Below are 23,226 nucleotides of genomic sequence, written 5' to 3' on the forward strand. Positions count from 1 at the left end.
CGCACAGCAAATACGAACGGAGACGCGAAAAGGACGCGACCCGTCAGGATCAGCTGCTTGGTTCTCAAGGGATTGGCCGCCCCGGGACCGTCCACGCAGACGCGTGCTCGGTGCTCCCTGTCAGGCAACTCGAAGAACTCTACACACGTACGGCCTCGGGATCAAGTGCCACCTGGAAGACCAGCACGGCCACGTCGTCGTCGTGCTCGGCGGTCACGCCGAGGGCCCGCAGGAGGCGGGAGCAGACGATGTCGGGGGTGGCGACGGGGCCGGTGAGGGTGTGGGCGAGGTGGTCGATGCCCTGGTCGATGTCCTGGTCCCGGCGTTCGACCAGGCCGTCGGTGTAGAGGACGCCCGTGGTGCCGGGGAGCAGGCGGAGGGTGTGGGAGAGGTGGCCGGCGCCGCCGGTGCCGAGGGGTGGGCCGTTCTGTTCCTCGCCGCGCAGGACGGTGCCGTCCGGCGCGCGGAGCAGCAGGGGGAGGTGGCCGGCGGAGGCGTAGACGAGTGTGGTGGTGGTCGGGTCCCAGACGGCGTAGGTGCAGGTGGCGATCTGGTTGGCGTCGATCTCCATGGCGAGGCCGTCGAGGAGGGTCATCACCTCGTGCGGGGGGAGGTCGAGGCGGGCGTAGGCGCGGACGGCGGTGCGGAGCTGGCCCATGACGGCGGCGGCGCGCAGGCCGCGGCCCATGACGTCGCCGATGACGAGGGCGGTGCGTCCGCCGCCCAGGCCGATGACGTCGTACCAGTCGCCGCCGACGGCGGCGTCGGCTCCGCCGGGCTGGTAGGTGGCGGCGACGTGGAGGTCGGCGGGCTGTTCGAGTTTCTGCGGGAGCAGGCTGTGCTGGAGGGTGACGGCCGCTTCGCGCTGGCGGCGTTCGGCGTCGCGGAGGCGGCCGGCGGCCTGGACCTGGTCGGTGACCTCGGTGGCGAAGACCAGGACTCCGGTGGGGGCGGTCCGATCGTCGGAGCCGAGCGGGACGCAGGCGATGTTGTAGTAGCGGTTGCCGCCGAGGCCGAGGATGCAGCGGGACTTGACGCTCCGTGGGCGGCCGCTGCGCAGGACCTGGTCGAGCAGGGGGAGCACGCCGAGGGCGTTGAGTTCGGGGAGGGACTCGGCAGCGGGGCGGCCGGGGGTGCGGGCGCCGAACAGGTCGCGGTAGGCGCGGTTGGCGTAGCCGAGCAGGTGGTGGGGGCCGTGGGTGAGGGCGACGGGGGCGGGCAGGCGGCGCAGGACGTCGCGCAGGTCGTAGAGCTGCTCGGGGTCGCGGAGGTCGGGGCCGGTGGTGGCGGGGTCGCGCTGGCCGGGGACGGTGACGGTGTCGTCCGCGGTGGCGGGGGTGGCCCGTCGGGGGGCTCCGGTGAGCCGGGCGCTCCAGCGCATGAGGTTCAACGTCGGCCGCTTCCTCGGGGACTGATGTGGGCGGTTCCTGCGGGTCGTTCCGGTGTGATCATCACCTTGTGTGCGTGGGGCAATACTCGGTGTGATGACGTGACGGGGTCGATCCTGTCAGGCTCCGGTGTGATTCCGGAAGTCGAGCCCCCGGTACGGCGCGTTCCACTAGGTGTGCGCCGGGGGTGTGCTTCCGCGCGGCCGTGGTGCGGCGGGGTGGAACGGTCGGCGGACGAACGGTCGTCAACGGCGGAACGGGCGGCGATCAGGGCGGGCCCGGGGTCAGCTTCCGGGGCCGGAGCCGCGACCGCCGGAGCTGAAACCGGACTCGAATTCGGCCCGGGGGTGCTCGATGGTGCCGAGGGAGACGACTTCGCGCGGGAACAGGCCGCCGAACAGCCAGTCCATCAGGACCCGGATCCGGCGTTCCCGGCTGGGCAGCCGGCGCAGCTGGCGGGCGCGGTGCAGCCACCAGGCGCGCCGGCCGGTGAGGCGGGTGCCGCGACTGGTGTGGGCGACGGCGCGGCGCAGGCCGAGGGAGGTGGAACAGGCGGGGCCCCCGGGGCGGTAGTCGGCGAGGGGTTGGCCGGCCAGGTCGGCGGCGAGGTTCTCGGCGAGCAGTCTGGCCTGGGCGAGGGCGTGTTGGGCGTTGGGGGCGCAGGGTTCGCCGTCCTGGCCGGGGACGGCGGCGCAGTCGCCGGCGGCCCAGGCGTCGGCGAGGGGGGTGCCGTCGGGGTCGGCGATCCGGAGGGTGGGCAGGCAGGTGATCCGGCCGGTGTGGTCGAGCGGGAGGTCGGTGAGGGCGAGGACGGGGGCGGGGCGGATGCCGGCCGTCCAGACCAGGGTGCGGGCGGCGAAGCGGCTGCCGTCGGAGAGTGCGATGACCTGGTCGACGGCGGATTCGAGGGTGGTGGAGAGCCGGATGTCGATGTTGCGGTCGCGCAGCTCGGCGAGGGTGTGGGTGGCGAGTTCGGGAGTCTCCTCGCTGAGGATGCGGTCGGTGGCCTCGACCAGGACCCAGCGCAGGTCCTCGGGGCCGAGGTTGTGGAAGCCCTTGGTGGCGGTGCGGGCCATGTCCTCGAGTTCGGCGAGGGCGCCGACGCCCGCGTAGCCGGCGCCGACGAAGACGAAGGTGAGGGCGGCCTGGCGGAGGGCGGGGTCGCGGGTGGAGGAGGCGAGGTCGAGCTGTTCGAGGACGTGGTTGCGCAGCGCGACGGCTTCGCCGACGGTGGCGAATCCCATGCCGTGGTCGGCGAGGCCGGGGACGGGGGCGGTGCGGGAGATCGAGCCGGGGGCCATCACCAGGACGTCGTACGGGACTTCGGTGGGCAGCCGGAGTTCGCCGCGCGGGGCGGCGTCGACCCGGGCGGTGCGGGTGGCGTGGTCGATGCCGGTGACGCGGGCGGTGAGCACCCGGCAGTCGGGGAGCGCGGTGCGCAGCGGGACGACGACGTGACGGGGGTCGATGGAGCCGGCGGCGACCTCGGCCAGCAGGGGCTGGAAGGTGAGGTACGGCTGGGGTTCGACGATCGTGAGTTCGATCCGACGGGCCCTCAACTGCGGTCGCAGCAGCTGTTGGAGGCGCAGCGCGGTGCTCAGTCCGGCGCAGCCGCCGCCGATGATCAGGATCCGAATGGGGCACCTCCGGCCGGCCCTCGGGCTGTGACCCGTTTCACGTTCCCCCTATGACGCACCCGGTGGAGGGTTCTTGTCCACAGTCCGGGCCGGATCGGTCCGAATCCGGTCCGGGGAAGGGCCGTTCGAGGGTGGGTCGGGCGGGTGCGGCGGCGTGGGCAGTAGGGGTTTTGTCCGGAGTCGGGGCAGGATCGGTCCGTTCGCGACGACGAGTGGTCCACTTCTGCGGCGAACTTCCTTGAACTATGGTCGGATTGTGCTTCGGACCGCCGATGGTGCCGGTCCTTGCACCTGCGACCCGGTGGCATCGGTGCGACTGCCCGGGAGCCATCCGGGGAAGGTAGTGCGCGGACGTCGGACCGACCGGTGTCGGCAGCGCGCGCCAGGGGGCGCAGTGACCGTTCGGGTGCCCGGGACGGGGTGCCTCGGGGGAGGTTGGCATGTCTGAGCAGGAACAGTTGGCCGGGCGGGCGCCGAGCACCGCTGTCGCGCGCGCCGCGGTGGACGTGGTGCCGGAGCAGCGCGGGCCGGGTGAGCGGGAGCGGTTCGCGTTCCCGCAGGGCGAGCGTCCGGGCGACGCGGGGCGGGGCACGGGTTCGCGGCTGCGGGTGGATGCCCGGCGGAACCTGGAGAGCGTGCTGCGGGCGGCCCGTGAGGTGTTCGGCGAACTCGGGTACGGGGCGCCGATGGAGGAGGTCGCGCGGCGGGCCGGCGTGGGTGTCGGGACCGTGTACCGGCGCTTCCCCAGCAAGGAGGTGCTGGTCCAGCGGATCGCCGCCGAGGAGGTGTCCTGGCTGACCGCGCAGGCCCGGGAGTCGCTGTACGGCGGGCTGAACGGCCCGTGGGAGGCGCTGGCCGGGTTCCTGCAGCGGGCCGCCGCGTCGGGCGCGGGCCGGCTGCTGCCGCCGGAGGCGTTCCGGTACGCGGAGGAGATCGGCCGGGTGCCGGAGCAGCGCGGCGCGGAGCTGCGGGCGTTCGCCGGGGCGCCGGTGGCGGAGGGCGAGCAGAGCGCGGATCCGCGGCTGCTGCTGCAGTTGCTGGCGGCGCTGGTGGCCCGGGCGGGTGCGGCGGGCGAGCTGCGCCAGGGCGTGACGGTGGCCGATGTGGTGCTGGTGCTGACCGCGGCGGTGCCGGTGCACGCGTCGGCGGCGGTGGCGGCGCGGGACGGCGAGGCCGGGGGCGGTGCCGGCGGCCGGCTGCTGCAGATCCTGCTGCAGGGACTGCGTGCGGCCTGATTCCGGTCGGGGGCGTGGAGTTGACGCACCGTGCGGGGCGGCTGACCGGTCCGGGCGGTGCTGGGACGCGCCGTTCGGGTGACGGGGAGCCGCCGGGCGCGCCGTCCGCGGCGGGCGGCGCGCGGAACTGTCCGGGTACGCGCGGTGCCTGCGCCGCCGGTTCCCGAACACCTCCGCGAGCGGCGGCACGGAAGAGTGGGTCGTGGCCGGTGCGGCTTCCGGCGGGCGCGGCGCTATGCCATTCTTTGCCCGTGGTTGGAGCCATTGTCCCGTTGCGCACCGTGATCGCCGTCGAATTCGAGGGGCGGCCCGTCCGGCTTGCCGTGCGACCGGACGGTGCCAGGTGAGTCCGGAGGAGCAGGCCGAGGGCGCGCCCGGGCACGTTCCGGACCAGGCCGGCAGTCCGGCGCTGGAGTCGCTGGTGGGCCGGGTGCCGGGTCAGGCGCCGGCCGGGCAGGGCGGGGTGACGCCGGAGGCGTTCATCGCCGAGGAGCTCGCGGTGCGGGCCACGGTGCCGCCGCCGGCCGATCCGGTGGACGGTGAACGTCCGCCCTCGGACGCCGAGTTGACGGCGCTGGTGCGGGCCGGCGACGACTCCGCGTACGAGGAGATCTACCGCCGGCACGCGGACGCGGTGCGCCGCTACGCACGGACCTGCTGCCGGGACAGCTTCACCGCCGAGGACCTGGCGGGCGAGGTGTTCGCCCGCACGCTGCAGGCGTTGAAGGCGGGCAAGGGGCCGGAGTTCGCGGTCCGCGCGTACCTGCTGACGGCGGTGCGCAACGTGGCGGCGGCCTGGGCCCGTTCGGACCGGCGCGAGCAACTGGTGGACGACTTCTCCACGTTCGCGGAGACGTCCGCCGCCACCGTCGAGTTCGACCTGGCCGACCCGGGCGCGGACGCCTGGGCGCTGGCGCTGGCGGACCAGCGCATGGTGATGCGGGCCTACGCCGAACTGCCGGAGGACGACCGGGTGGTGCTCTGGCACACCGAGGTCGAGCGGGAGTCGCCGAAGACGGTCGCGGTGATGCTGGGCAAGACCGCCAACGCGACGGCGGTGCAGGCCCACCGTGCCCGGGACCGGCTGGCTGCGGCGTTCCTGCAGGCGCACGTGTCGGGCAGTCAGGAGTCGGGCTGCGCCGGCTACGCGAACCGGCTGGGCGCGTACGCCCGCGGTTCGTTGCGCAAGCGGGCCTCGGCGGAGGTCGGCCGGCACGTCCAGGACTGCACCCGCTGCACGGCCGCGTACCTGGAGCTGGCGGACATCAACCACAGTCTGCGGGCGGTGCTGCCCGGGGGTGCGCTGCTCTGGGTGGGCGCCGGCTGGTTCACGGCCGCGGCGGCCGCGGTCGGTACCGGGGTCGCGGTCACCGGCGCGGTCACCGGCGGCACGGTCGCGGCCGGCGGCACGGCGGCGACCGCCGCCGGCGGCGGGTCGTCCGGCGGTGGGGCGGCGGCCGCGGCCGGGGAGGGCATGGGTACCGCCGCGAAGGCCGGTATCGCCGCGGGCATCGCGGTGGCGGCGGCCGCGGTCGCCGCGTTCGCGCTCACCGGCTCGCCGGAGCCGAAGCCGCCGGTGGCCGCGCCGGCGCCGGTCAGTGCGGTTCCGGAGGCCCCGGCCGCGGTGCCGCCGGCGCCGAGGCCGACGCCGAGCCCGACGCCCTCGCCGACGCCTTCGCAGTCGCCGTCCGCGAAGCCGGCGCCGTCCCCGAAGCCGACGCCCTCCGCCACGCCGTCGCCGACGCCCACCCCGGAGCCGCCGGCGGCGCCCGCTCCGGCGCCGACCCCCACTCCGACGCCCACTCCGACCCCGACGCCGAGTCCGACGGTCACCTCGGTCAGCCAGTTCTGGCTGGACGAGCTGCCGTTGAACCGGGGGCACCGCACCCCGGGCACGCCGTCCATCCGCGGCGCGGGGTACGCCGTGCAGCTGCCCGGGACGTGGATGCGGGGGGACTTCTACCGGCACGTGCTGGCGGCCCCGGTGCCGGCCCGGGTGACCATCGACCTGAACCGCAGCTGCCGGTCGTTCGACGCCGTCGCCGGGCTGGACGACTTCGGGGCGTCATACGGCCGGGTGGTCTTCACGGTGCAGGGCGACGACGGTGAAGTGCTGTGGTCTTCGGGCGAGTTGGCTGCGAATGCCGCGCCGGTGGCGGTGCATGCGCCGCTGGCCGGGCAGAGCTCGATCCGCCTGGTGGTGACGATGGCCAAGGGGTCGGTGTCGGTGATCGACCTGGCGGACTGGGCCCAGGCCCGCCTGACCTGCTGACGGTCCGGCGGGCCCGACGGGCTCAGATCCGGCAGCTGCCGTCCTCGCAGGTGTCCCCGGCCGGGGCGATCGGGGTGATCGTCCGCGCGGTCTCGGCCTCGACCTGGCGGAGGACCTGCAGGAAGGTGTCGGCCTCCTGGCCGCCCTGGACGGCCCACTGGCCCTCGAAGACGAAGGTGGGGACGGCGGTGACGCCGATGGCGCGGGCCTCGGCGAGCGCGGCGCGGGTCTCGGCCTCGCCCTCGTCGCCGGCCAGGTAGGCGGCGGCGCGGTCGCGGTCGATGCCGGTCTCGGCGGCGAGGCCGGCCAGTGCCTCGACGTCGCCGACGTCGACGCCCTCGGTGAAGTGGGCCTTCAGCAGGCGCTCCTTGAGGGCGGCCTGGACGGCGGGGCCGTACTCGGTCTCGGCGAGGTGCAGCAGGCGGTGGGCGCGGAGGGTGTTGACCTCCAGCGCGGCGTCGAAGTCGTAGTCGATGCCGACGGACTTGCCGACCTCGGAGATCCGGGCGTCCATGGCGAGGGACTGCGGCCCGTAACGCTCGGCGAGCCACTCGCGGTGCGGGCGGGCCTGCTCGGGGGCGTCGGGGACCAGTTGGTAGGGGCGGTAGACCACCTCGACGCCGTCCTTGCCCTCGAAGCGCTCCAGGGCCTGCTCGAAGCGCCGCTTGCCCACGTAGCACCAGGGGCAGGCGATGTCCGAGTAGATTTCGACCTTCATGGCGGGGCGGGCTCCTGTCCGGGTGGTTCTCGGCGGCCGGGCGGCCTCCAACGGGAAGGTGAACGCTCAACCATTCGCCGTCATTCCAGCTCAGGCGTCCTCGGCGGGCGCGGGCACCACCAGCACGGGGCAGCTCGCGTGGTGGACGGCGGCGGTGCTGACCGAGCCGAGCAGCAGCCGGGCGAAGCCGCCGTTGCCGCGGGTGCCGAGCACCAGGGTGTGCCGCCCGTTCGCGGCCTGGAGCAGCACGTCCACCACGTTGCCGAGCACCACGTGCAGGGTGAGCTGCCCGGCGTACGGGCGGGCGCGGGCGGCCTGGACGGTGTCGACGGCCCGGCGCAGGCCGTCCGACATGCTGTCGACCAGGCGTTGGACGCTCTCCTGCACCAGGTCGGCCATGCCCGGCGGGTAGCCGGTGGGCGACGGGTTGACCACGGCGAGCACGTGCAGCGGCAGGTGGTGGGCCTCGGCCTCGGTCATCGCCCGGTCCAGGGCCCAGAGCGAGGCGTCGGAGCCGTCACAGGCGTTCAGGATCGCGGTGCCGGGCGGCGGGACGTCGGGGCTGACGGGGAGGGCGGCGGTCATGGCGCGACGCTATCCGCCGGACCGGCCGGGGGCGGGAAGGCGCACCTGACGGCCGGTCAGGTCTCCAGTGCGGTGCGGCGCGGCGCGGGCAGGCCGGTCCAGGCGGAGCCGGGGCGGCGGGCGGTCAGGCGGCGCAGCCAGAGTTCGACGGCGAGCAGGTCGGCGAGCGCGGCGAGGACGGCGGGCGGGGCGTCCTGCGCGGGGTCGGTGGCGGTGGCCAGGGTCTTGCGGACGGCGGGGGTGTCGATCAGTCCGGCCTCGCCGAGCAGCGGCCGGTCGAGCAGCTCGGCGAGCGCGGGGGCGGCCGCGCGGATGCCGTGCCGGGCGGGGGCGTGGCGGTCGGCGCCGGCGGTGCGGCCCCAGTCGGCGGGCAGGTCGGTGCGGCCGGCGCCGGCCAGCACGGCGGCGAGCAGGGCGGGCCGGGCGCCGGGTTGCAGGCGGACGTCGTCGGGGAGCAGGCGGGCGGCGCGGACCACCTGGTTGTCGAGGAACGGCGCGTGCAGCCGCTGGCCGTGCTGTTCGGCGGCCTGCACCAGGGTGCGGTAGTGGGCGGCGTGCCGGTGCAGGGCGAGTCGGGCGCGGCGGGCGCCGGGCGGTTCGGCCGTGGTGCTGTCGCGGGCGGCGGTGCGCAGGTGCTGGGCGAGCGCGGCGAGGGGTTCGTCGGCCAGCAGGTGGGCGGCCGGCCCGGCCCGGAGCCAGGTGAGGTCGGCGGCCAGGGCGCGGCCCATGGTGCGGTTCTCGCCGCGCGCCTGGCGGAGCGTCAGGCGCAGGGCGAGGTCGTCCAGGGCGTCGGCGTACGGGGTGCGGGCGAGGCGGCGGGCGGCGCGGAGCACGGTGACGGGGGTGTGCAGGGTGCCGGTGAGGGTGCCGGCGGTGGCGCGGTCCGCGCCGGCCAGGGCGGCGATCGGGGCGAGCAGGTCGAGCGGGCGGCCGGCCCGGATCAGGTCGGCGAGCCGGGCGGGGTGGCCGTCGAGGACCTGCCGGGCGCCGTGCCCGGTGAGGTGGTCGGCGCCGCCGGCCCGGTGGACGGCCGCGTACCGGGCGGCGCACAGCAGCGCGGGGCCGGGTTCGTCGGTGAGCGGGCCGTCGAGCGGGTCGGCCAGGTCGGCGTACGGGAGGACGGGCGGGACGACGAGGTGGCGCAGCCGGGGGGCGTGCACGGCGAGGGCGAGGCCGGTGGCGTCGCCGAGGGTGACGGCGGGCAGCGTCTCGGGTTCGGGCCGGTCGTCGGCGCCGCGGGCCCAGGAGCCCTTGACCGCGCCGGTCCGGGCGGGCGGCCGTCCGGGGTCGGGTCCGGGCGGTGCGCCGGCGGGGAGCGGGACGGCGGCGGCGAGCAGGGCGACGGTGGCGGACGCGGTGCCGTAGGACAGGTCGACGCCGAGCCGGGGCCGGTCGGCGGGGCCGGTGGCGCGGACCCGGCAGCGGACGGCTTCCAGCAGGGCGCGGGTGAGTTCGCGGACGGCGGGGGCCTCGGCCCTGGTCTCGGCGGGCTCGTCGGGGTGGGCGGTGTGGTGGGCGCGGCCGCCGCGGATGCCGAGGGCGTGGCCGGGCGGCACCCGGCGGACGCCCCGGTAGGGGGTGCGGTCGCCGAGCGTCTCGGGGGTCTCGGGGGTGGCGAGGCGGGCGGCCAGGTGGCCGGCGTCCACGGGGGCGCCGACCAGGTCGGCCAGGGGCAGTGCGGCGGTGGCCCAGGCGGTGCCGCCGGCGAACGGGGTGTGGAAGACCGGCTGGGCGCCGGCCAGGTCGGTGAGCAGCACGGTGGAGCTGGTGCCGGTGCGCAGCACGACGGTGTAGCTGCCGGGCCAGTGGGTGAGGTGGCGCAGGGCGCCGCCGCGGGCGGCGGCGAGGCCGTCGGCGAGTTCGCGGTCGGTGGCGCCGCAGCGGCCGGCGACGGCGAGGCGCAGGGTGGCGGGGGTGTCGTGGTCGGTGGTGTCGGCGGGGTCGCGCGGGTCGAGGCCGCCGCGGACGGCGGCGGGGCCGCCGGGCCGGAGGACGGCGAGGCGCAGTTCGTCGGGCCGCCAGTCGCCGACCGCCCAGAGCGGGTGGGGGCCGCCCCAGAGCAGGGTGCCGGCGATCGGGCGGACCGCGGCGAGCGCCGGGTCGGCGGCGGTCAGTCCGCTCCAGCCGGTGAGCCACCGCATCGCGCCTCCACCTGTGGTGCTGCGGTGCGCGGCGAACGTTGGGTCACCTGCCGGGATGTGGCGCACCGTCAGGAGCCATCGTGCCACCGGGGCGGCGCGGGAGCGCCATGGTTTCGGACGGCGGGTCGCACGGGCCGGGCCACCCCCTCCGGGGCCCGGGCCGTGCGGCTCCTCGAACTCCCGTCCGGGGCACGGCCGGTGGCCGGGCGGCGCGGCGCGGAAGTCGTCCGTGGACGCTGCGAGGCGACCGAGTTTGGCCGAAAGGCGTCGCACGGCCCGGGAGGGCATCCGCATGCCCTCCCGGACGCGCCGCTGCCCGCGGGGATTGAGGCAGCGTCATCCCCCGGCCCGCCGGGTCCTCGGCGGCGGGCCGATCCACAGGCACCAGCGAATCGCCCACCTGCCGCTGCGGCCAGGGAGCACGGATGGCGCACGCGGGCACGGGCCGGGAGCACGGGCGTCCGGCAGGTGCCCGCGCGGCGGTCCGCAGGCCCGCGGCCGCCCGCCGTGGACGCAGCGCGTTCCCGCCAACCGGAATGCGGCCTCTTAACCGTGGGAACGCGGGCGACTACGCTAGGTGCAAGCAGTCCGGTGGCGTACCGCTCCGTCGCGACTCGCCGCCATCCGCGCACGACGTCGCCAGGGGGTGCCACCGCCACCATGACCGTCAGCTCACGAGGGCCGAACGACCGGCTCGGCGCCCTCCTCGCGCTCGCCCAGATCAGCAACGCCGGGCTCGCCCGCCGGGTCAACGACCTGGGCGCGCAGCGCGGCCTGACCCTCCGCTACGACAAGACCTCGGTGGCCCGCTGGGTGACCAAGGGCATGGTGCCGCAGCGCCCGGTGCCGCACCTGATCGCCACCGCGCTCGGCAACAAGCTGGGCCGCCCGGTGCCGCTGGAGGAGATCGGCCTCGCCGACTCGCACCCCACGCCCGAACTCGGCCTGGAGTTCCCGCGCGAGGTCCCGGAGGCGGTGCGCTCCGCGACCGAGCTGTGGCGGGTCGACCTGGACCTGCGGCGCGGCCCCGGCGGCGGCCGGTGGAGCGACAGCCTGGCCGGCACCTTCTCGGTCGCCGCGTACGCCACGCCGGTCTCCCGCTGGCTGATCACCCCCGCCGACGGTTCGGTGGCCCGGGAGACCGCCCCCGACCTGTCCGGCTACCGGGTCGGGCACGCGGACGCCGCGAAGCTCCGGGAGGCCGCCCAGGAGGCCCGCCGCTGGGACTCCAAGTACGGCGGCGGCGACTGGCGTTCCTCGATGGTCCCGGAGTGCCTGCGGGTGGAGGCCGCCCCGCTGCTGCTCGCCTCGTACAGCGACGCGGTCGGCCGGGCGCTGTTCGGGGCGACCGCCGAACTGACCAGGCTGGCGGGCTGGATGGCGTTCGACACCGGCCAGCACGAGGCCGCCCAGCGCTACTACATCCAGGCGCTGCGGCTCGCCCGGGCCGCCGGCGACGTGCCGCTCGGCGGGTACGTGCTCGCCTCGATGAGCCTGCAGGCGTCCTACCGTTCCTTCCCGGACGAGGCCGTCGACCTCGCCCAGGCCGCGCTGGAGCGCAACCGGGGCCTGGCCACCGCCCGCACCATGAGCTTCTTCCACCTGGTGGAGGCCCGCGCCCACGCCAAGGCCGGCAACGCGCCCGCCTGCGGCACCGCGCTGTCCGCCGCCGAGGCCGCCCTGGACCGGGCCCGGCCCGGCGACCCCGACCCGACCTGGATCGACTTCTACGCCTACGACCGGCTCGCCGCCGACGCCGCCGAGTGCTTCCGCGACCTCGGAGTCCCGTCCAAGGTCCGGCAGTTCACCCGCGAGGCGCTGGCCCGCCCGACCGAGGGCTTCGTCCGCTCGCACGGCCTGCGGCTGGTGGTCTCCGCGATGGCCGAGGCCGAGGCCGGCGACCTGGACGCGGCCGTCGCCGCCGGCGAGCGCGCCGTCGAGGTCGCCGGGCGGATCTCCTCGCACCGCAGCCGCGAGTACGTGATCGAGCTGCTGCGCCGCCTGGAGCCCTACCAGAACGAGCAGCGGGTCAAGGAGCTCACCGAGCGCGCCCGCCTGGTCCTCACCACCGGCTGAGGGGCGGGTCGTTGAAGCACGACGTCCAGGTGCTGGTGGTCGGCGGCGGCATCGTCGGCCTGTCCACCGCGTACGCGCTGACCCTGGCCCGCCCGGACGTCTCCGTCACCGTGCTGGAGAAGGAGAGCGCCCTCGCCACCCACCAGACCGGGCGCAACAGCGGGGTGATCCACAGCGGCGTCTACTACCGGCCGGGCTCGCTGAAGGCCCGGTACGCGACCGGGGGCGCCCGGGAGATGGTCGAGTTCTGCCGCGACCAGGGCATCGCCCACGAGGTCACCGGCAAGCTCGTCGTCGCCACCGAGCGCTCCGAGCTGCCCCGGCTCGCCGCGCTCGCCGAACGCGGCCGGGCCAACGGCATCCCGCTGCTCGAACTCGACCCGGCCGGCATCCGCGACCACGAACCCGAGGTCACCGGCCTGGCCGGCCTGCACCTCGCCACCACCGGCATCTGCGACTACACCGCCGTGGCCCGGCGCTACGCCGCGCTCGCCGGCGAGCGGGGCGCCGAACTGCGGCTCTCCACCCCCGTCCTGGGCATCGCCCGGCGGGCCGACGGGGTCACCGTCACCACGCCGTTCGGCGAGATCCGCTGCGCGGTGCTGGTCAACTGCGCCGGCCTGCACAGCGACCGGATCGCCCGGCTGGCCGGCGACGACCCCGGCGTGCGGATCGTGCCCTTCCGCGGCGAGTACTACGAACTCGCGCCCGCCCGCCGGTCGTTGGTGCGCGGCCTGGTCTACCCCGTCCCGGACCCGGCGTTCCCGTTCCTCGGCGTGCACCTCACCCGCGGCATCCACGGCGACGTGCACGTCGGCCCGAACGCCGTCCCGGCGCTGGCCCGCGAGGGCTACGACTGGCGCACCGTCGACGTCCGCGACCTCGCCGAGACGGTCCGCTTCCCCGGCGCCTGGACGATCGCCCGCCGGCACTGGCGCTACGAGCTCGGCGAGCTCCACCGCTCGCTCTCCAAGCGGGCCTTCACCGCCGCCGTCCGCCGCCTGCTGCCCGCCGTCACCGAGGACGACCTGCTGCCCGCCGCCGCCGGCGTCCGCGCCCAGGCCGTCGCCCGCGACGGCACCCTCCTCGACGACTTCGCCTTCGCCGGCACCGGCCGGGTGGTGCACGTCCTCAACGCCCCCTCCCCTGCGGCGACGGCCTCACTGGCCATCGGCCGGGAAGTCGCCCGCCGGGCCGTGGCGGCAGCGGGGTGAACGGACGGGGAGGTGCGGAACCGGCGGTGCGGTTCCCCGCGCCCGCGGTTCCGCACCCGCCTGCCGTCGCGCGTCCCTCGATTTCGGGCTCCCGTAGACTCGGGTGATTGTGACTTCCTCCGCCCCCAGCCCCCAGTTGCCCGCGTCGGCCCGGCTGTCCGCCGCGCCGGCGGCGTACCCCGCGCCGATGTACCCGCACAAGGCCACCGAGGCCCAGCACCGCGAGCAGCGGATCCGGAGCTTCCAGCCGCGCCGTGGTCGGATGACCAAGGCGCAGGCGGGTGCGCTGGACCGCGGCTGGGAGCGGTTCGGCCACGCCATCGACGGCACGCCGATGGACCTGGCGGCGATGTTCGACGGCCGTCCGGTGACCCTGGAGATCGGCTTCGGGATGGGCGACACCACGGCCGCGATGGCGGCGGCCGACCCGTCGTCGGGGATCCTCGCGGCGGACGTGCACACCCCGGGCCACGGCAACCTGCTGCAGTTCCTGGAGCGCGACGGCTCGGAGAACGTCCGCCTGGCGGCGGGCGACGCGGTGATCCTGCTGCGCGACATGCTGCCGGACGCGTCGCTGGCGGGTCTGCGGGTGTACTTCCCGGACCCGTGGCCGAAGCCGAAGCACCACAAGCGCCGGCTGATCCAGGCGTCGTTCCTGGAGCTGGTGCTGCCCCGGCTGGCCCCCGGCGCGCTGGTGCACTGCGCGACCGACTGGGAGCCGTACGCCGAGCAGATGCTGGCCGTGCTGGAGGCGTCGCCGGAACTGGAGAACCTGCACCCGGAGGGCGACGGTTCGCCGTGGCTGGAGCCGGCGGAGCACCCGGCGGGCAGTGTGCCGGGTTACGCGCCGCGCCCGGAGTGGCGTCCGGTGACGAAGTTCGAGCGGGCCGGCCTGGCCAAGGGCCACGTGGTGCACGACCTGCTGTTCCGGCGGCGCTAGGCCTTGTCGCGGCCCGCCGAATCGTCCCTGCGCGGGACGGCGGCGGCGCCGCGTTCGCGGATCTCCTGGACCAACCACACCTGGTAGTCACGGAGTTCGTCGAGGGTGTCGAAGCCGCGGGCGAACCGGTGCGGCTCGGGGGTGTGGACGGTGACCTTGATGCCGTACCGGCGCCGGCCGCGGCCCAGCCGGACCAGGAAGGCGACGAAGACGCCGACGGCGACCAGCAGGTAGAGCACCACGCCGACGACCGCGCCGGCCGGGTCGCCGGAGGCGAGGCCGCCGGGGCCGAGGTCGACCGTGGCGAGGCCCCTGACCGTCATCTCCACCCGGACGCCGTCCGGACCGGTGACGTCCCGGTAGCCGGGGCGTTCGGACGCCTGTGCGTTCTCCCCCATGGCGAACAGGGTAGGAGCCACGGGGAAGCGGTGTCCGCCGTTTCGCCTTGCTGACGGAGCGTCACCCCAGGAGTACGGATTGTCGTCTCCACTCCCCTCGGAGCGGAGCATTCGCCTACGCTTCTGCGGGTGAGCAGTCCGCCCGGCGGCAAGGCCTCCCCCAGCCTGCCCGTAGGGGCCGCCGCCATGGCCGCCGATCCGCCGCCGTCCCCCGCCGGCGCTCGACCGTTCCCGGAGCCGAGGGCGCCCCGGTCCGGCGGGCTGCTCCGGGTGCGGCTGCGTCCGGTGGCGGCGGGGCGGATCCCGGGTCAGCGCGGCGGCCGGATGGCGAAGGCCGCGCCGTCGCTGGTGCGCCGGCTGTGGCCGCTGCGGCGGCCGGCGCTGCCGTCGGCGGTGGCCGCGCTGGCGCTGGCCGGGTCGGGGGTGCTGATCCTGCACCTGGTGCAGCGGCAGACCGGGACGACCGGGCTGCTGGTGGGCCTCGGGCTGTCGCTGCTGCCGCTGCCGTTCGTGCTGGGGGCGCTGGCGTGGCTGAACCAGACCGCCCGGGTGCCGATCCGGCACACGCTGTTCTGCCTGGCGTGGGGGGCGTGCGCGGCGACCACGGTGGCGATCATGGCGAACGGCTGGGCGAGCGACTTCCTGATCGCGCACCAGGGGGCGCGCGGGGAGACCTTGGGCGCGGAGTTCGCGACGCCGCTGATCGAGGAGGTGGCGAAGGGCTCGGCGCTGCTGATGCTGCTGCTGCCGTTGCGGCGGCGGCACCGCTGCGAGGAGGGCCGCCCGTGCGGCCGGCTGCGCCGTCTGGTGTGGCACCGGCACCGCGACGGGGAGGGCCCGGTCGCGCACTTCCGGCCCGCGCCGGCGGGGCAGCAGCGGGCCCGGTCGCGGCCGCGCACGCTGGCGGCGGGGGCGGTGCTGGGCGGGGTGACGGCCTGCGGGTTCGCGTTCACCGAGAACGTGCTCTACCTGGGGCGGGCGTTCACCGCGGACCGGCAGGCCCGGCTGGACGCGATCGGCCTGGGCCGGACGCCGAGCCTGCGGGACTTCGACGGGACGGTGCACACCTTCGTGCTGCGGGCGCTGCTGTCGCCGTTCGCGCACCCGCTGTTCACCGCGCTGGCCGGCATCGGCCTCGCCGTCACGCTGACCACCGGCCGCCGCTGGGCGGCCCGGCTGGGCGCCCCGGCGGGCCTGCTGCTGGCGATGGGCCTGCACGGCGTGTGGAACGCGGCCGCCGGGCTGGGCACGGACGGGTTCCTGCTGGTGTACGGGCTGGTGATGGTGCCGTGCTTCGCCGCGCTGGTCTGCTTCGCGGTCTGGGCGCAGACCCGCCGCACCCGGCAGTCGGCCAGACCGGGCTGAGCTGCCCGGATGCGCCGACGGGAATCGGATTTCCTTTTCCCGCGGGCTTCCCGTAGAGTCGTGTTCACCGACGCGGGGTGGAGCAGCTCGGTAGCTCGCTGGGCTCATAACCCAGAGGTCGCAGGTTCAAATCCTGTCCCCGCTACTCAGTAGCACGAAGGCCCGGAGGCAATCGCCTCCGGGCCTTCGTCGTGTCCGCCGACGGTTCGCCGAATAAATCCGTTGCCCGGCCCGGGGGGCGGTGCCTACGCTGGCAGCACACTGAAAGGAGGTGATCCTGAGTTATGAGTTCCTTCAGGATGCGTGAGGTGGCTGCTCGCTAGAGCCGCCCCTGCCTGTGGCAGTGACGGGGCCCCGCGGCCTCGGCCTCCGGCTCAGGCGAATCCCAAGCAGTCACCCGGCCCGTGGGCTCACCGGTACATCCCCGGTGCCTCGACCGCCGTCCCCGCCCTGCGGGGCCCGGCCCGAGGAGCAGCCCACGGGCCGTCTGCATGTCCGGCGCCGGGTGGCCGGTCACGGCCGCTTCGGAGGGAAGCCGTGGCGGCGGGCCAGGGCGACGACGGCGAGGACGGGCAGCAGCAGGGCGAGGGCGAACCGGGCGAGGGCTCCGGGCCCGGCCAGGTCGAGCAGCAGTCCGCCGACGGCGCCGCCGAGTCCCATCGCGGTGTTCCAGGTGGCGACCAGCAGGGTCTGGCCGCGGTCGCCGCCCGCGTCGGCGACGGCGGTCTGGAACAGCGGGGCGACGGCGCCCCAGCCGAGTCCCCAGAGCGCGGCGGCGAGCAGCACCGGCGGCGCGGCGGGTGCGGGCATCAGCAGGAGTCCGACGGCGGCGAGGACGGTGGCCGTGGCGGCGAGCGTGAGGTGCCGCAGCCGCCGGTCGACCAGGGCGCCGGTGACGGCGAGCCCGGCGACCGAGGCGATGCCGAGGACGAGCAGCACCAGGTCGCGGCGGTCGGCCGCCCCGTAGTGGTCGAGCAGGGCGGCGATGTACGTGTAGAGCACGTTGTGGGCGAGGACGAACGCGGCGACGACGAACAGGACCGGGCGGACGCCGGGCAGGCGCAGCGCGCCGGTCAGGGTCTCGGCGCGGTCGGGCCGGCGGCCGGGGGCGTCGGGGACGACGGCGGCGATCCACAGCAGCAGGGCGGTGGCGACCACCGCGACCAGGGCGAAGGTGGGCCGCCAGCCGATCAGCCGACCGGACCAGGTGCCCAGCGGGATGCCGAGGGAGAGGGCGAGCGGGACGCCGATGCCGGTGACGGCGATCGCCCGGCCGTGCAGCTGCGGGGGCGTCAGGCGGCGGGCGTAGCCGACGAGTTCGGCCCAGATCGCGGCGACGGCGACGCCGGCGGCGATCCGGGCGGCCATGGTGAGCGGGTAGGACGGGGAGAGCGCGGTGACGGCGTTGGCCACCAGCAGGACGGCGACGGCGGCGAGCACCAGGCGTTTGCGGGACCAGCGGGCGGTGGCCCGGGCCAGCGGGACGGCGGAGAGTCCGGTGGCGAGGGCGTAGCCGGTCAGCGACTGACCCATGGCGGATTCCCCGACCCGCAGGTCGTGGGCCATTTCGGGGAGCACCCCGGCGGGCAGGGCCTCGGTGACGATGCCGAGGAAGGCGGCGGTGGCGAGGGCCAGCAGCGGGGACCAGCGGAGCGTCGCGGAGCGGTCGGCGGGGGCGCGGAGTTCGGTGTGGACGGTGGCCATGCGGGTATCCTCGAACCCTCACATCGGTGTGAAGGTCAAGTCCTTCCGGCGGGCGGGAGACGCGGATGCGGATCGGCGAACTGGCGGACCGGGCGGGGGCGTCGCCCCGGCTGCTGCGCTACTACGAGGAACAGGGCCTGCTGAAGCCGGGGCGTTCGGCGAACGGCTACCGGGAGTACGACGAGGCGCTGGTGGAGCGGGTCCGGCAGATCCGTTCGCTGCTGGAGTCGGGCCTGTCGACCCGCACCATCCGGGCGGTGCTGCCGTGCCTGGTCGACGGCCAGTACCACGTCCGGGGCGCCACGCCGGAGACGCTGGCCGCGCTGGAGCAGGAGCACCGGCAGCTCACCGACCGGGTGGAGTGCCTGTCCCGCAGCCGGGACGCGGTGGGCGCGTACCTGCGGGCGGTGCGCGAGCTGCGGGACGCTCCCGCGGCGGCGGGCGGCTGCTGACGGGGCGTCAGCGGCGGGGTCCGAGCGCCAGGACGCGGTGGCCCGGGGCGGTGGTCAGCACCCGGCTGGCGATGCGGTGGTGCCGGAGGGCGGCGCGGAGCTCCGGCAGGTGCGGACAGGGGCTGCCGACGTGGTCGTGCAGCGGGAAGACCCGCACTTCGCCGTCGGGGGCGGTGACCCGGGCGAGTTCGCGCAGCGCGCGGAACTGGTCGGCGGGGGTGAACAGCGCCGGGTAGGCGAACAGCAGGTAGGAGCTGAGGGTGAGCGCGAAGCTGCCGTCGGCGAACGGGAGCCGGGGCAGCGCGGCGGCGGCGTAGTGCCCGGGATGGGCGGCGGCATCGGCGGCGAACAGGCCGCGGGCGCGGTCCCAGCTGCGCAGGTACTTGTCGGGGCGGCGGCGGCCGTGCCGGGCGCGGGGGAGGTGGCGGGCGGGGTCGCGGCGGATGGCGCCGGCCATGGTGTCGCGGCCGGCGGCGGCGAGTTCGGCGAGGCGGCGGGGGCCGAGCGCGTAGCCGGGGTCGACGGCGACCACCCGGCAGCCGAGGTCGCGGGCCTCGGCGGCGAACGCGGCGGCGCCGCCGGGGCAGTCCAGCAGCGGGCCGTCCAGGCGGCGCAGTTCGGCGCGGGTGAGGCCGAAGTAGGCGCTGTACTCGTCGAGCGGGCGGGAGGTGATCAGCACGGGCGGGGCGGCGGGGGTCCGCCGACCGCCGGGGCGGGTGCTGCTGGCCTGGCTCATCGTCAGTGGCCTCCGGGCGTTCGGCGGGCCCGGGGTGCGGCCCGGGCCCGGGGTCATCCGACCACGGGCCCGGGGGCGGCGCATGTTCAGCGCCCGGCCAGCAGGGCGCGGGCGGCGAGGCGGTTGGCACTGGTGAGGCCGTGGATCAGCAGCGGGGTGAGCAGCACGAAGGCGAAGCCGAGCAGGCTGACGCCGCCGATCTGGAACGGCGAGTTCAGCTCGTAGACGTGGTGGACGCCGTGCGAGTCCGTCCAGTCGGCGATCCGGTAGCCGTCCCAGTCGGTCCAGCGGCGGAACACCCACTGGTAGACGGGGAACAGGACCAGGACCCAGCCGACGGTGAAGAAGACGGTGGAGAGCACGAAGCTGAGGATCGCCCAGGGGAACATGACGAACTGGTACAGCGCGCCCTTCCAGCCGACCGGGTCGGTGAGGCGGGCGGTGATCGCGCCCCAGACGCCCTCCCGACGGGCCGTCACCTCGCGCGGCTCGGGCAGGTCGAGGTCGAGCAGGGTGCGGATCCGGTGGCGTTCGGCGAGGCCGAAGCCGCGGCCGGTGACGGTCAGCAGGGCGAGCACGGGCAGTCCGAGCGCGGTCGGGAAGAGGCCGAGGCCGACGCTGAACAGGCTGGTGACGAGGGCGAAGCCGAGCAGGCCGATCGGGAGGCCGCTGAGCGCGAAGCCGAACTCGCGGAAGGTGTACCGGGAGAACGGGGCGCGCCAGAACCCGGGCCGGGCGGAGGGGTCGGCGGTGGCGGCACGGTACGCAGCGGTGGACATCCGCGGTCCTTCGGGTGGGCGGTGGTGCCGCCGGTCGGCGGCGTCGGGCACCCTTCCACGGTGCCGGACCGCGCCGGCCGCCGGAATGATGCCTGCTGCCCGATCGGGGGTGGGGTTAACCCCCGGACCGCCACTCGGGGGCGAGCAGGGAGTACTGGAGGGCGTCGTGCCAGGCGCCGCCCCAGTGGGACTCGGCGCGGATCCGGCCCTCGTACCGGAAGCCGGCCCGGGTCAGCACCCGGGCCGCGGCCGGGTTGGCGGGGTCGGTGCGGGCGTACAGCCGGTGCAGGCCGAGGGTGTCGAAGCCGAGGGCGCACAGCAGCGAGGTGACCTCGCCGGCGTGGCCGCGGCCCCAGGTGTCGCGGCGCAGCACGCAGCCGAGCTGGGCGGCGTGCTCGCCCTCGCGGGTGAGGGCGGCCTGGCCGATCGGCCGGCCGTCGGCGTCGTCGACGGCCAGCCGGTAGTGCACGCGGGGTTCGTGGTCGAGCTCGTCGAGGTAGAGCTCGATCTGGTCGGCGCACTCCTCGAAGTCGGCGGCGTCGAACGGGAGATGGCGGACCGTCTCGGGGTCGCCGTGGACGGCGTGCAGGGCGGCGACGTCCTCCGGGGTGTGGCCGTACTCCCGCAGGGTGAGCCGGGGGCCGGTCAGCCGGACGGTCTCCATGAGGGTCGACCCTACCGGGCGGCCCCGGACGGACCGGCTAACGTACCGGGGTGGACGACGAAGACCTGCACCTGCTGCCCCGTACCCGAGCCGCCGACCTGCTGGAGTGGGCTGCCGAGGAGGGCCTGGAGGCGGTGCCCGAGCCGGCGGTGCGGACCGTCCTGACGCTGTTGGAGCTGGGCGGCGCCCGGCTGCACGACGGCTTCCCGGAGCTGTCCTCGCCGGTGCTGGAGCACCTGCTGTACGAGCAGCTGCACCTGTACGTCCAGCCGGACGGCGACGCCGGGGCGTACCCGGCGGCGGTGCGGCTGCTGATCGAGCGTCAGCGGGCGGCGCGGCGGCTGAACGCCAAGCGGCTGGAGAAGCTGCGCGAGGAGGCGGACTGGCAGGGCGAGGTGCTGGCCTCGCTGCTGCGCCGGGCCGACCTGGTGACCTGGCCGCGGCTGTACACGGCGCTGTTGCGCGCGGACGGGGTGCCGACCGGCGAGCCGGAGCAGGTGCGGGCCTGGCTGGAGGCGTTCCGCGAACTGCCGGAGGAGGAACGGTTCGCGGTCTTCGAGCAGGCGCCCGGGCTGGACGGGGACGGCGGCTGGGGGCCGGGCCGGGCGCTGCTGGTCGGGGTGTCCACGGACGGGGCGCGGCGGCTGCTGGAGCAGGGCCTGATGCGCCGCAGCTACCGCAACCTGGCCCAGCTGAACGCCCGGGGCCTGCCGATGCCGGACGAACTGGCCGGGGAGTTCGAGGACTTCGAGGAGGCGGTGGCGCAGGCCGCGATCGACCTGTGCGGCGAGTGGACCGTCCCGGGGCTGTCGCGGCTGCTCCTGGAGGAGTTCCCGGACCTGGCCCCCGAGACGTACTGAGGGTCGCGGGCCGCCGGGCCAGGGTGGAGCCATGGACCTGATGACTCCCGCGGCCGCCGGTCTGCGCCACCCTTTCCGCCGGGCCGCCGCGTACGGCGCCGCGCTCTGGTCGGCCTGGTTCTCGCTGGTGCACCTGTACTGGCTGCTGGGCGGCCGGCTCGGTCTGCCGGGCGGCCTGTCGGTGCTCGGCAGCCCGCCGCTGCTGGTGATCGACGTCGTGGCGGTCCCGCTGTGCGCGGCGGCCGCGGCGCTGGCGCTGGCGCTGGTCCGGCCGTGGGGCGGCGGGCTGTCGCCCCGTCTGCTGCTGACGGCGGCTCGGGGCACGGCGGCGCTGCTGCTCGTGCACGCCGCGCCGTCGGTGCCGGACTGGGCGGCGCTGGCGGCCGGGCACCGGACGGTGGCGGGGATGGACGCGACGGACCGCTTCGCGACCGTGCTGTACGAGCCGTTCTTCCTGGCGGGCGGGCTGCTGTTCGCCTGTGCGGCGTTCGGCCGCCGGCTCCTGGCGGAGCGCGGCGGCCGGCGGTGAGCGCGGTGGGGCTGCGGCCTACGGCTGCAGGCCGAGCTGCTGGAGCCAGGGCAGCGGGTCGACCGGGGCGCCGCCGCCGGGGCGGACCTCCAGGTGCAGGTGCGGGCCGGTGACGTTGCCGGTGGCGCCGACCGCGCCGAGCAGCGTGCCGGGGGCGACCGGGCCGGCCGCGGTGGCGATCCGGGACAGGTGGCAGTACCAGAGTTCGGTGCCGTCGGGCAGGGTCTGGATGACCCGGTAGCCGTAGGGGCCGGACCAGCCCGCCGAGGTGACGGTGCCTCCGGCGACGGCGACGACGGGGGTGCCGGTGCGGGCGGCGAAGTCCAGGCCGGTGTGCAGGTGCGCCCAGTGCGCGCCGGACTGCGCGAAGTGCGCGGTCAGCTGGTAGCCGGCCACCGGGAGGGTGTGGGCGGCGCGTTCGGCCTCGGCCTGCTGGGCGGCCCGCTTGGCCTCGGCCTCCTGCGCGGCGGCCAGCCGGGCGGATTCGTCGGCGGCGGTGCGCTGGCCGTCGGCCTGCTGCTGGATGCGGGCGGCGAGGGCGAGCCCGGGGTCGGCGGCGAGCAGCCCGTCGGAGGCCTCGTCGGCGGCGGTGACGGGTGCCGGGGCGGCGGCCTGGGCGGGGGCGGCGGCGAGGGCGGTGGCGCCGAGCGCGGCGGTCATCGCGGTGACGCCCAGCAGGGGCGCGCCGGTGCGGGACTGCCGGGGCAGCCGGTGCCGGGCGGCTTCCGGCTCGACCGGCGGGTCGAGCAGCTGGGTGCCGAAAGCATCGGTGTAGGTCGACGCCACTGGGGCGTGCTCCTTCCTTCCCTGTCGCCGACCGGGTTAGCTGACGGGTTCGGAGGTGGAAGGTCTCCTACGGTCGGGCCCAGGGCCGTCCCGATTCACCCCGGTGGAACGTGGTTCCCCGGCTCCTGGGACTCCCCGAGGGGCGTGCCCAAGTGGATTAGGCGTGGCGCACGGTGCCGCATGGTTACGGCGTTGCCGACCGCGCTGCGTTATCAAACGTTAATCCTATGGACCCCATGATTCCAAGCTCCTCCCGGGAGACAGCCAAACTTTCCTGACGACCTATGGGCGATTTGTGACGATTCACCAGGTGGACCCGGGTGGAGCATGACGGATGGTGACAGCGCGGTTGAGTATTCGTACTCACGACCCGCCCGCGGCCCGGCGCGACCCTGGTGCCATGACCGCACCCGTGCCGCACCGGACCACCTCCGCCTACTTCCTGCAGGCCGTCGCCTCGTTCGCGCTGGCCGCCGTCTCGCTCGCCCTGGGGATCGCCAACCTGCCGGTGAGCGCCTGGGTCCGCGCCTTCCTCGCCATCGGACTGCTGTACGTGATCACCTCCGCGTTCACGCTGGCCAAGGTGATCCGGGACCGCCAGGAGGAGGGCGCGATCACCAGCCGGGTCGACCAGGCCCGGCTGGAGAAGCTGCTGGCCGAGCACGACCCGTTCAAGGTGGATGGCGTCTGACGCCGCGTCGGGCCGCGCCGGCCGCGCCGGGTTGACGGCTAAAGCTATTAGCCTTA

At 75.8% G+C, this 23,226-nt stretch carries 20 protein-coding genes, 1 tRNA gene, 1 pseudogene and 1 riboswitch; of the genes and pseudogenes, 11 read left to right on the plus strand and 11 right to left on the minus strand.

Going from position 1 to position 23,226, the window contains the following annotated elements; translation table 11 throughout:
* Positions 1–172: 172 nt before the first annotated feature.
* A pseudogene (locus ACFV1L_RS33615) lies at positions 173–1,390 on the minus strand (PP2C family protein-serine/threonine phosphatase); the annotation flags it as partial.
* Between the two features lie 282 nt (positions 1,391–1,672).
* Positions 1,673–3,019 carry an NAD(P)/FAD-dependent oxidoreductase gene (locus ACFV1L_RS33620; RefSeq protein WP_380373454.1) on the minus strand — a complete coding sequence of 449 codons (1,347 nt, stop codon included), beginning with the start codon at positions 3,017–3,019 and terminating at the stop codon, positions 1,673–1,675.
* A gap of 446 nt (positions 3,020–3,465) precedes the next feature.
* On the opposite strand from ACFV1L_RS33620, the gene ACFV1L_RS33625 reads away from it, so the two are divergent.
* Together ACFV1L_RS33625 and ACFV1L_RS33630 are read left to right on the plus strand one after the other, a co-directional pair.
* Positions 3,466–4,260, plus strand: coding sequence for a TetR/AcrR family transcriptional regulator (locus tag ACFV1L_RS33625; protein ID WP_380373374.1), 795 nt, complete (start codon positions 3,466–3,468; stop codon positions 4,258–4,260).
* A gap of 343 nt (positions 4,261–4,603) precedes the next feature.
* Complete coding sequence (locus ACFV1L_RS33630) at positions 4,604–6,532, plus strand: sigma-70 family RNA polymerase sigma factor (RefSeq protein ID WP_380373376.1); 1,929 nt, start codon at positions 4,604–4,606, stop codon at positions 6,530–6,532.
* A 22-nt stretch (positions 6,533–6,554) separates the two neighbouring features.
* On the opposite strand, the gene ACFV1L_RS33635 is transcribed toward ACFV1L_RS33630, so the two are convergent.
* The 3 genes from ACFV1L_RS33635 to ACFV1L_RS33645 all read right to left on the minus strand — a co-directional run bounded on the left by ACFV1L_RS33635 (position 6,555) and on the right by ACFV1L_RS33645 (position 9,976).
* Positions 6,555–7,250: a DsbA family oxidoreductase gene (locus ACFV1L_RS33635; protein ID WP_380373378.1), complete on the minus strand. Its 696-nt coding sequence runs from the start codon at positions 7,248–7,250 to the stop codon at positions 6,555–6,557.
* 90 nt (positions 7,251–7,340) lie between these two features.
* Positions 7,341–7,835 (minus strand): universal stress protein, encoded by a 495-nt coding sequence (locus ACFV1L_RS33640; RefSeq protein ID WP_380373381.1) that lies wholly within the window; start codon positions 7,833–7,835, stop codon positions 7,341–7,343.
* Between the two features lie 56 nt (positions 7,836–7,891).
* Entirely contained in the window at positions 7,892–9,976 is a 2,085-nt protein-coding gene (locus ACFV1L_RS33645; protein ID WP_380373384.1) for an asparagine synthase-related protein, read from the minus strand.
* Between the two features lie 660 nt (positions 9,977–10,636).
* On the opposite strand from ACFV1L_RS33645, the gene ACFV1L_RS33650 reads away from it, so the two are divergent.
* The 3 genes from ACFV1L_RS33650 (at position 10,637) to trmB (ending at position 14,206) form a co-directional block, all read left to right on the plus strand.
* Complete coding sequence (locus tag ACFV1L_RS33650; RefSeq protein ID WP_380373387.1) at positions 10,637–12,052, plus strand: MFS transporter; 1,416 nt, start codon at positions 10,637–10,639, stop codon at positions 12,050–12,052.
* An 11-nt stretch (positions 12,053–12,063) separates the two neighbouring features.
* Positions 12,064–13,266 (plus strand): L-2-hydroxyglutarate oxidase, encoded by a 1,203-nt coding sequence (gene lhgO, locus ACFV1L_RS33655; protein ID WP_380373390.1) that lies wholly within the window; start codon positions 12,064–12,066, stop codon positions 13,264–13,266.
* A gap of 109 nt (positions 13,267–13,375) precedes the next feature.
* Positions 13,376–14,206: a tRNA (guanosine(46)-N7)-methyltransferase TrmB gene (trmB, locus tag ACFV1L_RS33660; RefSeq protein WP_380373393.1), complete on the plus strand. Its 831-nt coding sequence runs from the start codon at positions 13,376–13,378 to the stop codon at positions 14,204–14,206.
* Here the strand turns inward: trmB and ACFV1L_RS33665 are convergent.
* Positions 14,203–14,604 carry a hypothetical protein gene (locus ACFV1L_RS33665; protein ID WP_380373395.1) on the minus strand — a complete coding sequence of 134 codons (402 nt, stop codon included), beginning with the start codon at positions 14,602–14,604 and terminating at the stop codon, positions 14,203–14,205. The two genes, trmB and ACFV1L_RS33665, sit on opposite strands and share 4 nt — an antisense overlap.
* A gap of 129 nt (positions 14,605–14,733) precedes the next feature.
* On the opposite strand from ACFV1L_RS33665, the gene ACFV1L_RS33670 reads away from it, so the two are divergent.
* Entirely contained in the window at positions 14,734–15,969 is a 1,236-nt protein-coding gene (locus tag ACFV1L_RS33670) for a PrsW family intramembrane metalloprotease (protein ID WP_380373398.1), read from the plus strand.
* Between the two features lie 71 nt (positions 15,970–16,040).
* Positions 16,041–16,114: transfer RNA gene (locus ACFV1L_RS33675), tRNA-Met, on the plus strand.
* A gap of 368 nt (positions 16,115–16,482) precedes the next feature.
* Here the strand turns inward: ACFV1L_RS33675 and ACFV1L_RS33680 are convergent.
* A complete protein-coding gene (locus tag ACFV1L_RS33680) occupies positions 16,483–17,673 on the minus strand; it encodes an MFS transporter (RefSeq protein WP_380373400.1) in 1,191 nt (396 codons plus the stop codon).
* Positions 17,674–17,738: 65 nt separating this feature from the next.
* On the opposite strand from ACFV1L_RS33680, the gene ACFV1L_RS33685 reads away from it, so the two are divergent.
* Positions 17,739–18,125, plus strand: coding sequence for a MerR family transcriptional regulator (locus ACFV1L_RS33685; protein WP_380373402.1), 387 nt, complete (start codon positions 17,739–17,741; stop codon positions 18,123–18,125).
* 7 nt (positions 18,126–18,132) lie between these two features.
* On the opposite strand, the gene ACFV1L_RS33690 is transcribed toward ACFV1L_RS33685, so the two are convergent.
* The 3 genes from ACFV1L_RS33690 to ACFV1L_RS33700 all read right to left on the minus strand — a co-directional run bounded on the left by ACFV1L_RS33690 (position 18,133) and on the right by ACFV1L_RS33700 (position 20,304).
* Positions 18,133–18,861, minus strand: coding sequence for a class I SAM-dependent methyltransferase (locus ACFV1L_RS33690; protein ID WP_380373404.1), 729 nt, complete (start codon positions 18,859–18,861; stop codon positions 18,133–18,135).
* Positions 18,862–18,947: 86 nt separating this feature from the next.
* Entirely contained in the window at positions 18,948–19,640 is a 693-nt protein-coding gene (locus ACFV1L_RS33695) for a sensor domain-containing protein (protein ID WP_380373407.1), read from the minus strand.
* Positions 19,641–19,755: 115 nt separating this feature from the next.
* Positions 19,756–20,304, minus strand: a complete 549-nt coding sequence (locus ACFV1L_RS33700; RefSeq protein ID WP_380373409.1) for a GNAT family N-acetyltransferase — start codon at positions 20,302–20,304, stop codon at positions 19,756–19,758.
* 50 nt (positions 20,305–20,354) lie between these two features.
* On the opposite strand from ACFV1L_RS33700, the gene ACFV1L_RS33705 reads away from it, so the two are divergent.
* Both ACFV1L_RS33705 and ACFV1L_RS33710 read left to right on the plus strand, forming a co-directional pair.
* Positions 20,355–21,164: a hypothetical protein gene (locus ACFV1L_RS33705; RefSeq protein ID WP_380373411.1), complete on the plus strand. Its 810-nt coding sequence runs from the start codon at positions 20,355–20,357 to the stop codon at positions 21,162–21,164.
* 31 nt (positions 21,165–21,195) lie between these two features.
* Positions 21,196–21,693 (plus strand): DUF3995 domain-containing protein, encoded by a 498-nt coding sequence (locus tag ACFV1L_RS33710; RefSeq protein ID WP_380373414.1) that lies wholly within the window; start codon positions 21,196–21,198, stop codon positions 21,691–21,693.
* 18 nt (positions 21,694–21,711) lie between these two features.
* On the opposite strand, the gene ACFV1L_RS33715 is transcribed toward ACFV1L_RS33710, so the two are convergent.
* Positions 21,712–22,479, minus strand: coding sequence for a M23 family metallopeptidase (locus tag ACFV1L_RS33715; RefSeq protein WP_380373417.1), 768 nt, complete (start codon positions 22,477–22,479; stop codon positions 21,712–21,714).
* A 10-nt stretch (positions 22,480–22,489) separates the two neighbouring features.
* Positions 22,490–22,653: riboswitch (cyclic di-AMP (ydaO/yuaA leader) on the minus strand.
* A 226-nt stretch (positions 22,654–22,879) separates the two neighbouring features.
* Here ACFV1L_RS33715 and ACFV1L_RS33720 point away from each other — a divergent pair.
* Positions 22,880–23,170, plus strand: a complete 291-nt coding sequence (locus tag ACFV1L_RS33720) for a YiaA/YiaB family inner membrane protein (protein ID WP_380373419.1) — start codon at positions 22,880–22,882, stop codon at positions 23,168–23,170.
* Positions 23,171–23,226: the final 56 nt, after the last annotated feature.

Source organism: Kitasatospora sp. NPDC059646, from assembly GCF_042734615.1.
In the GTDB taxonomy this organism is placed as follows: domain Bacteria; phylum Actinomycetota; class Actinomycetes; order Streptomycetales; family Streptomycetaceae; genus Kitasatospora.